Here is a 13739-nt window from a genome sequence, read left to right on the forward strand (position 1 = left end):
GGCGGGCACTTCCCCTCCCATCTGGGCGGGGATGGCACGTGCACTCCCGTCACTTCCAGAAGGGACAGCAATGCCTACCGCAACCGTCGAACTGCCGGTGTTTGACCGGCCCGAGTCCCGCCTGCCCTTGGGCACGGCGGGACCGACGCCGATGCCCGAGCTCGGCAAGGTGCAGGGACCGGGGTCGGCCCCCTTCGCCTTCCGGTTCCTCTCCCCGGTCACGGGGGCCGGCGGCATCCTGCCGGCGAACATCGAGTACGACCCCGAGTCGCAGACCTGCACGTACGAGGGCATGCCGCCCGGGGTCTACATGACCAGCACGCCGCCCAAGATCTACGGGCCGACGCAGCCCACCGGTCAGATGGACGCGCCCGACGACCCCGGAAGCAGCAACGACTAGATGTCAACTTCCGGTGCTGTCCTCGTAGTTACTGGATCGTTCGACCCCACGGCCGATCTCGTCATCGAGGAACTGACCCGGCGTGCCGTGCCCGTGTTCCGGGCTGACACAGCGTGGTTCCCGTCGAGGCTGACCCTTGCGGCCAGCCTCGACGGGGCCGGCTGGACCGGCACGCTGACGACGGACCGGCGGACGCTCGACCTGTCGAGCGTCCGCTCGGTCTACTACCGCCGCCCGACGGCGCCCGAGTTCCCCAACGACATGCCCGAGGAAGCGCGCGCAGTTGCCGCAGCAGAAGCTCGGCGAGGGTTCGGCGGACTGCTGTCCGCGCTCCCCTGCCCGTGGCTGCCGCCGCCCGGACGGGCCGCCGACGCCGAGTACAAGCCTCTACAACTCCGCGTCGCAGCCGAGTCCGGGCTCAGCGTTCCCCGCACCCTGATCACCAACGATCCGGCCGCAGCCCGATCGTTCGCCGACAAACTCGGCGGGCCGGTGATCTACAAGCCGTTCACGCCGATCAGGGGCACCATCGACGGCACGTCGATGGCCGTCTACGCCAACCTCCTGCAGCCCGACGACCTGCCGCATCCCGACATCGCCACCACGGCTCACCTGTTCCAAGAGTCGGTGCCGAAGGCTCACGAGGTGCGGCTCACCGTTGTTGGTTCGAAGATGTTCGCCGCCGAGATCCACGCTGGCTCTGAGGCAAGCCGCATCGACTGGCGGAGCGACTACGACAGCCTCACCTACAAGTCCTGCGCCGTGCCGGTGGACGTCGCCGCCGGCGTTCGACGCATGCTCGATCAACTCGGCCTCCCGTTCGGCGCGTTCGACTTCATCGTCACACCGTCTGACGAGTGGCGGTTCCTCGAAGTGAACCCGAACGGACAGTGGGGGTTCGTCGAGCAGGCAACGGGACTGCCCATCACGGCCGCAATCTGTGACCACCTCGAAGGGATCAACACCGCGTGACTACCGAGACCCTGCTCGACCCGCAGCAGCTGATCCACGCACGAGTTCAGCTCGCTTCCGAGATCGACCGCGGCAGCGCGGTCCTCTCCTCCCGGACAGCGGAGGCATTCCTGAACACGGCCCGCCACCCGTTCGTGCCGGTGTTCTACCGCAACACGGGCTCCACGTACGTGCCGTGGAGGATCACCGACGGCAATCACGACGAGTGGCTGCGGCAGGTGTACTCAAACCAAGCCCTGGTCACGGAAGTAGACGGCGTGCTGGCCGACGACGCCGAGCCGGCCGGGCAGACCGGAGCCGCGACGTCGTCCTCGACCATGCCCCGGCTCATGGCCGACATGCTCGACGCGCTCGACATCCGTACCGGTGATCGTGTTCTCGAAATCGGCACAGGCACCGGGTACAACGCCGCGCTGCTGTGCTTCCTCGCCGGCACGCAGAATGTGACGACCATCGACTACACCGCCCCCCTCGTTCTGTCCGCCCGGACGCGGCTGCGCGAGAACGGGCTCGAACCGACGGTGCTCCGTGCCGACGGCGCCGGCGGGCACCCCGCCGGCGCCCCGTTCGACCGGATCATCGCTACCTGCTCGGTTCGCCGCATCCCGCAGGCATGGCTCGACCAGTGCGCGCCTGGCGGCGTCATCGTCGCCCCGATCAAGGGCACGTTGGACGGCGGCGCGGTAGCGTGCGTTACCAAGTTGGCCGACGGCCGCGCCGTGGGCCGATTCCTCGCGACGCCTGCCGCGTTCATGCCTCTGCTGTCCGGCCCCGAGCAACTGCTCGCCATCCCGGAGCAGCTCGACGGCGCGCAACGCTCCGCCGCGATCAGCGGACGCGTGCTCGACGACTTCCAGTTCTCGTTCTGGGCGCACCTACACCTTGCGCCGTCCGTCGTCCGCCGTGGCCGACAGGTCGACGGCCAGCACAGCACCACGCTCTACGACGCCGCGGACGGCTCGGCGGCCACGATCACGGACCGCCCGGACGGGCCGCCCACGGTGACCACCGCGGGCCCCCGCGATCTCTGGCGGCCGATCGAAGCCGCATACGAGCAGTGGCGCGCACACAACCGCCCACGCCGCGAGTGGCTGACGGTCGAGGCCACTCCGGAGGGTCAGAGCGTGGCGTACACAGCCCCGGACGCTTCGGTTAGCAGGTGGTCCCTTTAACGGAACGGGGCGAGGGACGACCGCAGCCAGCATAAGGAAGCCCTCTCCCGGCAGGAAGGGGGCTTCCTTATGCTTCGTCTTCTCCATGCGGTGGTGTTCGCGCGGCACTCCACCGCACCTTGTCAGCGTTCGCGGCCACTAAAACAATGATGAGGCCACCCGCAATTCCCCCCAGCAGCCACCATCCGTCATCCTTTGGACGCTCATGGCTGCTGTCAGCTACCGCATTGTCTACCTGCGCCTTGTAAAGGATCGCACCATACACCTGATTAATATCTGCGGCTGGCGGCGATGGCCAGGCCGCCACTACTGCACCAGGACGAGCGTTCGAGTCGCCCGGGAGAGAGATGAATGGGACGGGAAGAAAAGCCAGCCCCAGGGCAAGAGACGCAAGCCCCGCCCGCCGAACCTTGGCGCCAGGCCTGATATAGGCCATGACAGTTTCCATGAAGGAATTCGTATTATTTCCGGCCGTTACGGTAGGGTTCACATCTTGAACAGGGCTCGGAATCCGCGGATCACTTGGTTCAATCAATGATCGGTAGATTGTGGAAAGGACAAGCGCAAGCGCCAAGAAGATCGGAGCGAGAAGGCCTGAAGCTGGCATCGGCCGCTGCGCAACACTGAAAGATACCGCCAGCACACCCGAATAGATCGTGGCAATTGCGGCAGCGGCCTTTTGCACAGACTCAGCACTGAGCTGCCTGCGCTCCAGCATGCCGGCCGCTAGAGCCATGTATGCATCATGAAACTTCTGCAGGCTCGACAGATTAAAGTCGGCATCGGCCTTCTTTTGGGTCAGGTCAGATTCAACGTAGCTCTTGACCACATCGAGCTGGGCCGCATATGAAGCAGATGCGGCTTCATCGGGCTTCACGTCAGGCCATAGCGGCCACTCCCTAGCACCCGTCGCAACAGGCTTTGCTGTTGCTGGCAACTTCGGAGAAGCAGCAGGCGCCGACGCAGCTTGGTTCCAGAACCTCCAGCAAATCACCGAACGCCCTTCCGGGGATAAGCAGCAGTCGCCGCCCTGACGCTCACGCCGGACTTTGATGCAGCCCGCCTAGTGACGCCCCTGGCATTGCTGGCTTGCATGCGCATCCCCTTGGGGCCAGTCAAATGCGATACGCCCCCAGGGCCGGCTGTAAGCACTGTACGTTCGACGTAAGTTCCGCTCGTCACAGCTCGACTGCCAGGCAATAGCAGGAACTGCCCCTCAATACCGATGAGTCGACCATCGCCCGCCAGATGGGCATCAGGAAAACGATTATGAACCGTATATGATTTACGGCCAATGTAAATGCTTACCAATTCCTCGGGGTATTGAGCGCACCTGCAGTAAACCATGGCAACCCCAGCCGTCGTCCCACTCTGGCGTCAACTCAGGATCGTCCTGACACATCTGGGGGCGCAAGTGGGGCGCTCCAGACGCGCGATTCGGCTCGATGGGAGTCGTGGGGACTTGGAGTGCCCGGTTCCCGCAGGTCAGCAGGAACCGGGCACCCCGAGTGTTTTGGGGACGTTGTTCCACATCAGGGTGCCGACCCGGTCGTCCCCGGTCACCCCGAGCTCGTCGCGCAGCGCGCACGCCAGCCGCGCGGCACGGGCGCCCACCTCGGCGTACGTACGGACGACCGGCCCGGTGCCGTCCCAGGTGGTCACCGTCGAGCGGCCGTGGATCGTGGACCCGTGCTCCAGGATTCGGGCGACGGTGAGCGGAACGTCCTGCATCGTGCTGAACACGGGTCCTCCTTGACCTGGCGGCACTGGGGGCTGCGCCTGCCGCACCTACCGAGCGGTAATGCGCGCCGACCTGCCCGATTTTGCCGCCCCGCGCCACCCCTGTCAGCATCCCTGACCCGTTGCACGGATCACGGATTCGCACCGGCCCCGCCCGCCGCCCGCTCCCCGGCGAGGGGGCGCCCGGTCGGCGGGTTGGGTCGGCGGCGGGGGCGTCGACCTGGTTGCGGTCGATGGTGAGGGCGGCGCCGGCGGCAGCCACGCCGCCGGCCCCGGAGGGGTCCACCCTTTAGGACGCTCCCGTCCACATCCGTCCCCCTTCTTGTAACGAGCTTGCTGGTTTATCACTCCTTACGGCAAACTCGCTGCTATGCCCACCTTCGGTACCAGCGAAACCTCCACCGCGTCGTCGGCAGCCGCCGTCGCCGAGGCCCTTGCCATGCCGCCCGCCCCCAAGGGCGAGCCTGCCGGCGAGCGGGGCGGCTGGCGACGAGGCGGGGTGTCCGGCCCCGCGGCGCAGAGGATTCCGGCGCCGCTTCTCTGTCTGGCCGCGATGTTCCTGGTGCAGACCGGCATCGCGCTGTCCAAGCCGCTCTTCGGCCCGCTCGGGGTCAGCGGCACGACCTTCCTGCGGCTCGGCTTCGCCGCCGTCATCCTGCTCGCCGTGACCCGCCCGAAGCTGCGCGACAAGCGCCCGCGCGACCTCGGCGCGGCGGTGCTGCTCGGCATGGCCTCGGCCGGGATGACCTGCCTGTTCGCCGGGGCGATCGACCGGCTGCCGATGGGCACCGCCGCGACCATCGAGTTCCTCGGCCCGCTCGCGGTCGCCCTGGTCTTCGCCCGGCGCGCCAGCCACCTGCTCTGGGCGCTGCTCGCGGCCGCCGGCGTGGTGCTGCTGACCCTGCTCGGCGAGGGGGACGGCGGCGGCTCGCTGGACCCGGTCGGCCTGCTGTACGCCTTCGGGGCGGCCGCCTGCTACGCCGCGTACATCCTGTTCACCGACAAGGTCGGCGCGGCCTTCCAGGGGTTCCAGGGGCTGGCGGTGTCGATGACGGTCGGCGCGCTGACGCTGGCGCCGCTCGGGTTCGGCGAGGCCTGGCACGGGCTGACCGCGCCCGGCGCCTCGCCACTGGTGCTGCTCGCCTCGGTGGCCGGGGTGTCGCTGCTGCTGCCGGTGATCCCGTACGCGCTGGAGATGACCGCGCTGCGCCGGATGCCGCAGCGGGTGTTCAGCGTGCTGGTCAGCCTGGAGCCGGCGGTCAGTGCGCTGGTCGGCCTGGTGGTGCTGGGCCAGCTGCTGGGCGTGCCGCAGCTGGCCGGGATCGGCTGCGTGGTGGCGGCCAGCGTGGGTGCCACGCTGACCGGGCGGCGGTAGGCGCGGCGGTAGACGCGGCGGCACCGGAGCAGGCACGTCGGCGGCCGCCGCGAGTCGGCGGTGGCCGCCTGCTGCTTACGGCCAGAGCAGGGTGCGCGACCAGTCCGGGGAATCGACCGGGCCGGTGCGGGTGTAGCGCAGCCGGACGTGCCGGCGCTGGGAGTCGCCTTGCCAGAACTCCACCTCCTGCGCCCACAGCGTGTAGACGGCGTGCCCGGGCGGGACGACGTCCGGGTGCGCCTCCAGCCGGCGGCGGGCGACCGCCTCCGCCTCGTCGTACTCGGTCAGCGTGGCCAGCGGCTCGCTCTGCCGGCCGACCAGCGAGGAGGCCCGGGCGGCGGGCGAACGGGTGGCGAACTCGGCGGCGGCGACCAGGTTCAGGGCCCGCTCGACGCTGCCGCGCACCCGTACCTGGCGGCCCAGTTGCGGCCAGTAGACGGTCAGCGCGGCGGCCGGGTGGTCGGCGAGCTGGCGGCCCTTGGGGCTGTCGGCGGCGGCGGAGAAGTTCCAGCCGGTGCCGGCCGCGTCGACGTCGCGCAGCACCAGCACCCGGGCGTCCGGCATGCCGTCCGCGTCGACGGTGGAGAGGGTGAACGCCTGCGGGTCCAGCACCCCGGCGTCCAGGGCGGTGGCGAGCCAGTCCACGAACAGCGGGCCGGGCTCGGCGGAGGCGGCCTCGTGGTCGAAGAACGGCAGCGGGCGGGCCATGGGCGGACGACCGAGCAGCAGCTCGGGGACGGACCTGGGCTCGGGCCGACGATCACAGAGCGGCTCGGCCGACGGCTCGGGGCGTACCCCCGCCTGCGGCTCCGGTGCCGGCCAGGCCTCGTCCGGGCCGGTCAGGCCCTCCTCCTCCGCCGCCATCTCGCGCCCTTCCTTCCGGTTGCCGCGGTCGCCACCCCGGCCGGGCCGTCCGTGCCGGTCCCCGACGCGTGGTGCGCTGTCGGAGCGCAACCGTACCGCCGTGGCCCGACGGCTCCGGGCGCGGGCCCTCGGTGGACGGATCACGGCCGGTCGGCCGGGTCCGGCGCCGGACGCGCTCGTGGGCGGTGCCGATGGCGGCACCGCCCACGAGGCCGGTTTCGCGGTGACCCTTTCCGCTGGCCGGTCATGCGCTGTTCCCTCGGTGATGCGCGGGTTCCCTCCGGTTGTCGCGGTTGTCGCGGCTATCGCGGCTATCGCGGTTGTCCGGGCTGTTCCCGGGCCCGTTCGCGGGTGCTCAGCTCACCCGCGGCCATCCACCTCCGGCGCCCCCGCCCTCGGTGGTGCCCGTCAGGACTCGGTAGAACTCGGTAGGACTCGGTGCGGTCGTACGGTCGTACGGTCCTGCGGTCCTGCGGTCAGGGGAAGATCGGCGCGAAGACGACGTTGACGTTCTTGTTGCCCTGGCCGGCCAGGACGGCGCCCGCGTTGTCCTTCACCGCGAGCGTGTTGTTCTGGTTCGAGGCACCGGAGCCGGTGGCCGTCTGCTGCGTGGAGACGTAGTTGCCGTCGACCCCGCCGAAGACGTTGCCGGTGCCCACATCGGACACCACGCCGGCGTTGGAACCGGCCGCGGCGCCCGCGCCGTTGTCGGCGGCGGCGACACCGGCACCCACCAGCAGCAGACCGGCCGCGAGCGGACCGGCGAGCAGGAGTCCGACCACCCGACGGGTGTGGATACGAGCCATGAAAGCCTCCGAAAATCTGTCAATAGTGCAACGGTCGAGCAGGATGTGCGGGATTCGCCGGCCAGACGAACACCTGCGGGCTGCGACGCCGGGAGACAGACTTCCGCAACAAATCGACAAAGCACTAGCCCATCGGGCAGTTTTCGCCCGTTAGCGTGATATCCACCCAGGCCGCGCATGACGTCACGGAATCCGGAGAGCACGCCGAGACATTGCCCTTGACCTGCGACTTTATCCGGGTGTCCGCCGATTCGAGAACGACTGGACGCAGCATTCCGGCGCCACGCGAAAGACCGGGCACATCACCGAGCGCACCACCCCGGCGCAGGCGGATCGCGAACACGCCCCCGAAAAGTCCGATCACCCTTCCGTATCGACTTTTCCGGCCATTCACAGACCATCGGAAAGTCACACCGAAACGGCGGGCGTACGAGGTGTGGGGTACGCGGTGCCGGGTGCGGAAAGGCGCCGTCGGATCGCGCCGGAGAACGTCAGACCATCTTGCCCGGGTTCAGGATCCCCAGCGGGTCGAAGACCGCCTTCACCTGCCGCTGCAGGTCCAGCGCGACCGGGCCCAGCTCGCGGGCCAGCCAGTCCCGCTTGAGCAGCCCCACCCCGTGCTCCCCGGTGATCGTGCCGCCCAGCTCCAGCCCGAGCGCCATGATCTCGTCGAAGGAGCGCTGGGCCCGCGCGGCCTGGTCCCCGTCCGCGGCATCGAAGATCACGATCGGGTGAGTGTTGCCGTCCCCGGCGTGGCTGACCACCCCGATGGTCAACCCGTGCCGCTCGGCGATCGCCGCGACGCCGTTCAGCATCTCGGCCAGCCGGGAGCGCGGCACCGCCACGTCGTCGATCATCGTGGTGCCCAGGCGGTCCAGCGCGGGCAGCGCCAGCCGCCGGGCGGCCAGCAGCAGATCGGACTCGGCCTGGTCCTCGGCCGGCACCACCTCGGTCGCCCCGGCCGCCCGGCACAGCTCCGCGACCCGGGCCAGCTCGGCCACCCGGTCCGGCCCGTCGAAGGCCACCAGCAGCAGCGCCCGGGTCGACTCCGGCAACCCCATCCGCCCCAGCTCGTTGACGGCCCGCACGGAGACCGCGTCCATCAGCTCCATCAGCGACGGCGTCAGACCCCTCGCCATCACCTCGCAGACCGCCGCACCGGCCGTGTCCGCGCTCGGGAACTCCGCCGCCAGCGCCAGCTGCGGGGACGGCGCGGGCCGCAGCGCCAGGACGGCCCGGACCACCACGCCGAGCGTCCCCTCCGACCCGACGAACAGCCGGGTCAGGTCGTACCCGGCCACGCCCTTGGCCGTCCGGCGGCCGGTGGACAGCAGCCGGCCGTCCGCCAGCACCACGTCCAGGCCGAGCACGTACTCACTGGTGACGCCGTACTTCACGCAGCAGAGCCCGCCCGCGCCGGTGCCGATGTTGCCGCCGATCGTGCAGGACTCCCAGCTGGACGGGTCCGGCGGGTACGACAGCCCCGACTCCTCGGCGGCGCGCGAGAGTTCGGCGTTCACCACACCGGGCTCGACGACCGCGATCCGGTTCACCGGGTCGATCTCCAGGATCCGGTCCAGCTTCACCAGCGACAGCACGACGCAGCCGTCCACCGCGTTCGCCGCACCCGACAGCCCGGTCCGCGCGCCCTGCGGCACCACCGGCACGCGCAGCTCGGTCGCGGTGCGCATCACGTGCTGCACCTGCTCGACCGTCTCCGGGAACACCACCACGGCGGGCACCCCGGCCGCGCAGAACCCCGCCATGTCGCGGCTGTAGGTGGCGGTCACCTCGGGGTCCACCACCACGGCCCCGGCCGGGAGGCCCTGCGCCAGTCGGTCCGTCAGATCACCCATCGCCGCCTCCGCTCGCCGCCCGACCAGCTCCACCTCCGCACTCTGCCCGCGTGCCGGTAGTGGGGCAAGTGGGCCTTGGGCGGGATGGGGAGACAGACCACCCGGGCCGACGGACCGGCGGGAGTCAGGCGCGGCGGAGGGTGGGGGTGGCCAGGGCGGTGAGCGCGGCGGTGGCGGTGGCGAGGGCGCAGAGCAGGGTCGGCAGAGCCGCACCCGTCGTGTCCGCGAGCAGGCCCAGCAGGGCGTTCGAGAGGACCAGGGCCACGCTCTGCACGAGCGTCAACAGCGCCTGCACCCGCGAGAGGTGGGACGACGGCGCGCCCGTCAGCACCAGCGGTCCGAGGTGGCAGGCGAACAGCCCCGAGCCGATGCCCGTGACCGTACTGCCGATCACCGCGGCCATCGGCCCCGCGGCGAGCGCCAGCAGCGCGATCCCCGCCGACGCCGTCCCGAGCCCGGCCGCCGCCCCGACCCCCGCCCGGGGCAGCGCGCCCCGCCAGGCGACCAGGCCGGCCACCGCGAGCACCCCGGCCGCCTGTCCACCGGTCACCAGTCCCGCCGTGGCGGCCGTCCAGTCGTGCGCCCGGGCGAGCAGCGGGCCGAGCAGGGACACCACTGGCAGCAGCGCCCCGGCGGCCGCGCCGGTGAGCAGCAGCGCGGACCGCAGCAGCGGGTCGCCGAGCGCGAGCCGGACACCGGAGGCCGCCTGTCGCAGCAGACCGGTCGGCGCGGCGTACGGCTTCTCCTCCAGGGGCCGGACCCGCAGCAGGACCAGCAGGACGGTCCCGAAGCTCGCCGCGTCCGCCGCCGCCGCACCGGACAGCCCGCCGACGGCGACCAGCAGACCGCCCAGCGGCGCCCCGAGCAGGACGGCGCTCTGCCCGCCGGCCTGCCGCAGCGCGAGCGCCCGGGGCAGCCGGTCGGCGGGCACCAGCCGGCCGGGCATCGACCCGCTCGCCGGGAGGTGGAAGGCGTCGACCGTCCCGATCACGGCCGCCGCCGCGACCAGCAGCCACAGCGACGTGCCCCGGCTGCCCGCCACGAGGGCCAGGGCGGCGGTCGCGACCAGCATGACCGTGTCCCCGACGAGCATCACCCGGCGGGCGCCGAACCGGTCCGCGACCGCGCCGCCCAGCAGGACCAGCACCGTCCGCGGCACGGTGACCGCCGTCAGGACGAGGCCGGCCGCCCCGCCGCCGTGCGCGGAGGCGGCCCAGCCGAGGGCGAAGTACAGCACGGCGTCGCCCAGCAGCCCGGCCTGGGTGCCGGCCAGCCAGAGCAGGTACGGCCCGGGCAGCGGTGCCCGCGCGGCGGGGGCGGTGCCGGTGGCCGCGGCGGTGCTGGTGCGGGTTACGGTGGTCATGCCGGGCGACGCTAGGGCCCTCGACCCGGTCGAGGGCAAGCGCCGGGCCGGCGGGCTACCGGCGGGCTACCGGCGGACCACCGGTTCCTGGAGCTCGGTGACCCAGCGGGCCGGGTCCTCCGGGCACTCCAGGTACAGCTCCCGGGCGTAGCCGTCCGAGCGGTACCCGTTCTCCTCGATGAAGCGGGCCAGTTCCTGGACGGTGCCCAGCACCCCGTCCATCGAGCCGCGGTGCACGATCGTCGCCGCCTCCCCGATCGGCGGCAGGTCGAGCACCTCGAAGTCGTGCGCGCCCGGCCGCACCGACGGCCCGACCGGGACGGCGACCAGGACCAGCACCGAGCCGTCGCCCTCCGGCGCGTCCTCGTACCGGGCGACGGACGGGCCGGCGGCCTCGACCCCGGCCACGTTCAGCCGCCCGCACAGGTCGGCGAACAGCGCGCCGATCACCGGTGTGATGTCCTCGGGCTCGTAACTCGTGGCCACACCGGCCAGTTGGGCCACCCGGACGGACGGCACCGGCTTCACCACGACATCGTGCGCGGACATGACTCCCTCGCTCTCGATCGTCCGGAGCCTCGCCTCCACCCGGGCCAGCCGCAGCTCGTCCGCCGCGATCGCCTCGGCGAGCTGGGCCCGCCGCAGCCGCAGCATCCCGCGCAGTTCGGCCGCGTCCACCTCGTCGTCCAGGACGGCGCGCACCTGCTGCAGCGTGAAGCCGAGCTCCTTGAGCGCGATCACCCGGTTGAGCCGGGCGAGTTGGGCCGCCTCGTACGAGCGGTAGCCACTGACCGGGTCCACCCGGGCGGGCCGCAGCAGGCCGATCGCGTCGTAGTGGCGCAGCATCCGCACCGACACCCGGCCGTGGCTGGCGAAGTCTCCGATGTTCAACATGATGGCTCCACCCCACCGCCTCCCACGGTGTCAGGGTCAAGCCCCACCACCGGACCACCGGCCATCGGACCACCGGACCACCGGAGCGCCCGAGGATCACCCCGACCAACGCCGAGGGCGGGTGCCGAACGATGTCGGCACCCGCCCTGAGCAGGTGGTTCTCCTACCAGCGGAGAGCGTGGGATTCGAACCCACGGTGACGGGTCACGCCACGACAGTTTTCAAGACTGTTCCCTTAGGCCGCTCGGGCAGCTCTCCAGGCGGAGGTCAGCCTAACGGGTCCGGCGGGGTTCGGTGCACACGGTTTCGCGGCGTCGTGGGTCAGCGGGCGGGGGTCACTGGTCGCCGTCGCGCTGGCCGAGGGTCACCTTGGTGGTGAGGGTCTGGCCGTTGCGGGTGTACTCGACGTCGACGGTCTCGCCGGGCTTGTGCGTCCAGATCCGGCTGACCAGGGCGGGGCCGTTCTCGATCGGCACGCCGCCGAGCTTGGTGATGACGTCGCCCGGCTTGAGGCCGGCCTTGTCGGCCGCGCCGCCGGGGGTGACGGCGGGCTGGCCCTGGATGTCCTTGGTCTGGATCTGCGCGCCGTCGCCCTTGTAGTCGTCGTTGCGCAGCACGTCGAGCTTGGCGTAGACCGGCTTGCCGGTCTTGATCAGGGTGTCCGCTACCCACTTGGCCTGGTTGATCGGGATGGCGAAGCCCAGGCCGATGCTGCCGGCCCGGCCGTTGGCGGAGGCGTTGGACTGGATCGCCGAGTTGATGCCGACCACCGCGCCGCTGGAGTCGAGCAGCGGGCCGCCGGAGTTGCCGGGGTTGATCGAGGCGTCGGTCTGCAGGGCGTTCATGTACGAGGCCTGCGAACCGGTCTCGTCGCCGGAGGCGACCGGGCGGTCCTTGGCGCTGATGATGCCGCTGGTGACGGTGGACTCCAGGCCGTACGGCGCACCGATCGCGACGGTGGCGTCGCCGACGTTGACCTTGTCGGAGTCGGCCAGCGGGAGCGGGGCCAGCTTGCTCTTCGGCGGGTTGTCGATCTTGACCACGGCGACGTCGTAGCCCTCGGCGTGGCCCAGCACGGAGGCGTTGTAGGAGGTGCCGTCGGCGAACTTGACGGTCAGTTTGCCGCCGTTGAGGGTCGGCGCGACCACGTGGTTGTTGGTGAGGATGTGGCCCTCGGTGTCGAAGACGAAACCGGTGCCGGTGCCCGACTCGCCGTTGCCCTGCGCCTTGATGGTGACGACGCTGGGCAGCGCCTTCTGCGCGATGGCGGCGATCGAGCCGGGGGCGGGCTCGCTCTTCTGGGTGTCACTGGCCTGGACGGTGGTGCTGCGGTGGTCGTCCGCGGAGGTGCTGCTGTCGTTGCGGTCGGCCACCGCCACGCCGAGCGCGCCGCCGGCCACGCCGGCGACCAGGGCGACGGCCGCGATCAGGGCGACCAGTCCGCCGCGCTTCTTGCCCGGGCCGCCGCCGTTCGGGCCGCCGGGGTAGTCGGCCGGGTAGCCGAGCGGGCCGTTCGGGCCGCCGGGGTAGCCCGCACCGCCGGAGGCGGCGTCGTGGGTCGGGCCCCAGCCGCCGAGCGGCTGGCCTGCGCCGAACGGGTGGTGGCCGGGCGCGGCCGGGGCACCGGGGGTGCCCGGCGCACCGTGGGCGGACGCGGCGGCGCCGTACGCGTCGTACGTGTCGTGCGCGCCGGCGGCGGGGACGCCGTGGGTCGGGGTGGCGTACGGGTTGGCAGCCGGCGGCAGCGCCGGGGCCGCGGGCGCGGCGGCCTGGGTGGCGGACGGCAGGACCGGCGGCGGCGCGTCGAGGTACCCGGTGGCCGGGTCGACGGCGTGCTCTCCGGCGACGGCGGCGACGGGCGCAGCGGGCGCGGCAGGCGCAGTGGGCGCGTCAGCGGCGGCCGGGGCCTCCGGCGCGGGGACCTTGGTGAAGGCGACGGTGGGCCTGTGCCCGCCCTCCGCCGGAGCGTCCGCCTGAGCGGCCCCGGCGGTCGGCACGGCCTCGGCGCCGGCGGTCTCCGGCTCGGGGACCCGGCGGAAGGCCATGGTCGGCTGGTGCCCGCCCTGAGCGGGGCCGTCGGGAACGGGCGCGGCCGCCCCCTGGCCGGCGGGCTGCTCCCCCTGCGGCCCGGTGGGCCCAACCTCGCGCTCGGTGCTCACGGACGACCTCCATAGCTGGCAGAACCAAGGACCATAGTTTTTCGCATTGTCGATTCGATTGCCGTAAGGACCCCTCTGAAGAAGTCATAAGAATCCTTAGCCGGTGCCGACGGCCGCGGGCTCCCCTCCCCCGGCCGG

The 13739-nt window shown here is 71.6% G+C and carries 11 protein-coding genes, 1 tRNA gene and 1 pseudogene; 4 read left to right on the forward strand and 9 right to left on the reverse strand.

Translation table 11 applies throughout. The features are described 5' to 3' along the window. Positions 1-70: 70 nt before the first annotated feature. The 3 genes from AB0Q99_RS22800 to AB0Q99_RS22810 are packed head-to-tail and all read left to right on the forward strand — an operon-like array spanning position 71 to position 2544. Positions 71-400: a hypothetical protein gene (locus AB0Q99_RS22800; protein WP_363574557.1), complete on the forward strand. Its 330-nt coding sequence runs from the start codon at positions 71-73 to the stop codon at positions 398-400. Further along, positions 401-1372 carry an ATP-grasp ribosomal peptide maturase gene (gene tgmB, locus AB0Q99_RS22805; protein ID WP_363574559.1) on the forward strand — a complete coding sequence of 324 codons (972 nt, stop codon included), beginning with the start codon at positions 401-403 and terminating at the stop codon, positions 1370-1372. After that, the gene (locus tag AB0Q99_RS22810) at positions 1369-2544 is read left to right on the forward strand and encodes a methyltransferase domain-containing protein (RefSeq protein ID WP_363574561.1); all 1176 of its coding nucleotides are present in this window, start codon (positions 1369-1371) and stop codon (positions 2542-2544) included. The genes tgmB and AB0Q99_RS22810 overlap by 4 nt, the downstream gene beginning before the upstream one ends. 67 nt (positions 2545-2611) lie before the next feature. Here the strand turns inward: AB0Q99_RS22810 and AB0Q99_RS22815 are convergent, their stop codons facing one another. Both AB0Q99_RS22815 and AB0Q99_RS22820 read right to left on the reverse strand, forming a co-directional pair. Further along, entirely contained in the window at positions 2612-3421 is an 810-nt protein-coding gene (locus tag AB0Q99_RS22815; protein ID WP_363574563.1) for a hypothetical protein, read from the reverse strand. A 644-nt stretch (positions 3422-4065) separates the two neighbouring features. Continuing rightward, positions 4066-4287: pseudogene (locus tag AB0Q99_RS22820) on the reverse strand (fatty acid--CoA ligase); the annotation flags it as partial. A gap of 367 nt (positions 4288-4654) precedes the next feature. Here AB0Q99_RS22820 and AB0Q99_RS22825 point away from each other — a divergent pair. Further along, entirely contained in the window at positions 4655-5659 is a 1005-nt protein-coding gene (locus tag AB0Q99_RS22825) for an EamA family transporter (protein WP_363574565.1), read from the forward strand. Between the two features lie 75 nt (positions 5660-5734). On the opposite strand, the gene AB0Q99_RS22830 is transcribed toward AB0Q99_RS22825, so the two are convergent. The 7 genes from AB0Q99_RS22830 to AB0Q99_RS22860 all read right to left on the reverse strand — a co-directional run bounded on the left by AB0Q99_RS22830 (position 5735) and on the right by AB0Q99_RS22860 (position 13601). After that, the gene (locus AB0Q99_RS22830; RefSeq protein WP_363574567.1) at positions 5735-6523 is read right to left on the reverse strand and encodes a pyridoxal 5'-phosphate synthase; all 789 of its coding nucleotides are present in this window, start codon (positions 6521-6523) and stop codon (positions 5735-5737) included. Positions 6524-6999: 476 nt separating this feature from the next. After that, entirely contained in the window at positions 7000-7329 is a 330-nt protein-coding gene (locus tag AB0Q99_RS22835) for a hypothetical protein (protein WP_363574569.1), read from the reverse strand. Between the two features lie 491 nt (positions 7330-7820). Continuing rightward, entirely contained in the window at positions 7821-9185 is a 1365-nt protein-coding gene (locus AB0Q99_RS22840; RefSeq protein WP_363574571.1) for an FAD-linked oxidase C-terminal domain-containing protein, read from the reverse strand. Positions 9186-9309: 124 nt separating this feature from the next. Further along, a complete protein-coding gene (locus AB0Q99_RS22845) occupies positions 9310-10548 on the reverse strand; it encodes an MFS transporter (RefSeq protein ID WP_363574573.1) in 1239 nt (412 codons plus the stop codon). 66 nt (positions 10549-10614) lie between these two features. Then, a complete protein-coding gene (locus AB0Q99_RS22850) occupies positions 10615-11442 on the reverse strand; it encodes a MerR family transcriptional regulator (protein WP_363574575.1) in 828 nt (275 codons plus the stop codon). Between the two features lie 170 nt (positions 11443-11612). Continuing rightward, a tRNA-Ser gene (locus AB0Q99_RS22855) sits at positions 11613-11700 on the reverse strand. A 77-nt stretch (positions 11701-11777) separates the two neighbouring features. Continuing rightward, complete coding sequence (locus AB0Q99_RS22860) at positions 11778-13601, reverse strand: trypsin-like peptidase domain-containing protein (protein WP_363574577.1); 1824 nt, start codon at positions 13599-13601, stop codon at positions 11778-11780. Positions 13602-13739: the final 138 nt, after the last annotated feature.

This window comes from Kitasatospora sp. NPDC086791 (genome assembly GCF_040685975.1).
GTDB lineage: Bacteria > Actinomycetota > Actinomycetes > Streptomycetales > Streptomycetaceae > Kitasatospora.

What these genes read in the sequence shown, in the direction of transcription:
- AB0Q99_RS22845 (WP_363574573.1), bottom strand. Translation starts at nt 10,548, where the DNA reads ATGACCACCGTAACCCGCACCAGCACCGCCGCGGCCACCGGCACCGCC.
- AB0Q99_RS22800 (WP_363574557.1), top strand. Translation starts at nt 71, where the DNA reads ATGCCTACCGCAACCGTCGAACTGCCGGTGTTTGACCGGCCCGAGTCC.
- AB0Q99_RS22840 (WP_363574571.1), bottom strand. Translation starts at nt 9,185, where the DNA reads ATGGGTGATCTGACGGACCGACTGGCGCAGGGCCTCCCGGCCGGGGCC.
- AB0Q99_RS22835 (WP_363574569.1), bottom strand. Translation starts at nt 7,329, where the DNA reads ATGGCTCGTATCCACACCCGTCGGGTGGTCGGACTCCTGCTCGCCGGT.
- tgmB (WP_363574559.1), top strand. Translation starts at nt 401, where the DNA reads ATGTCAACTTCCGGTGCTGTCCTCGTAGTTACTGGATCGTTCGACCCC.
- AB0Q99_RS22825 (WP_363574565.1), top strand. Translation starts at nt 4,655, where the DNA reads ATGCCCACCTTCGGTACCAGCGAAACCTCCACCGCGTCGTCGGCAGCC.
- AB0Q99_RS22830 (WP_363574567.1), bottom strand. Translation starts at nt 6,523, where the DNA reads ATGGCGGCGGAGGAGGAGGGCCTGACCGGCCCGGACGAGGCCTGGCCG.
- AB0Q99_RS22850 (WP_363574575.1), bottom strand. Translation starts at nt 11,442, where the DNA reads ATGTTGAACATCGGAGACTTCGCCAGCCACGGCCGGGTGTCGGTGCGG.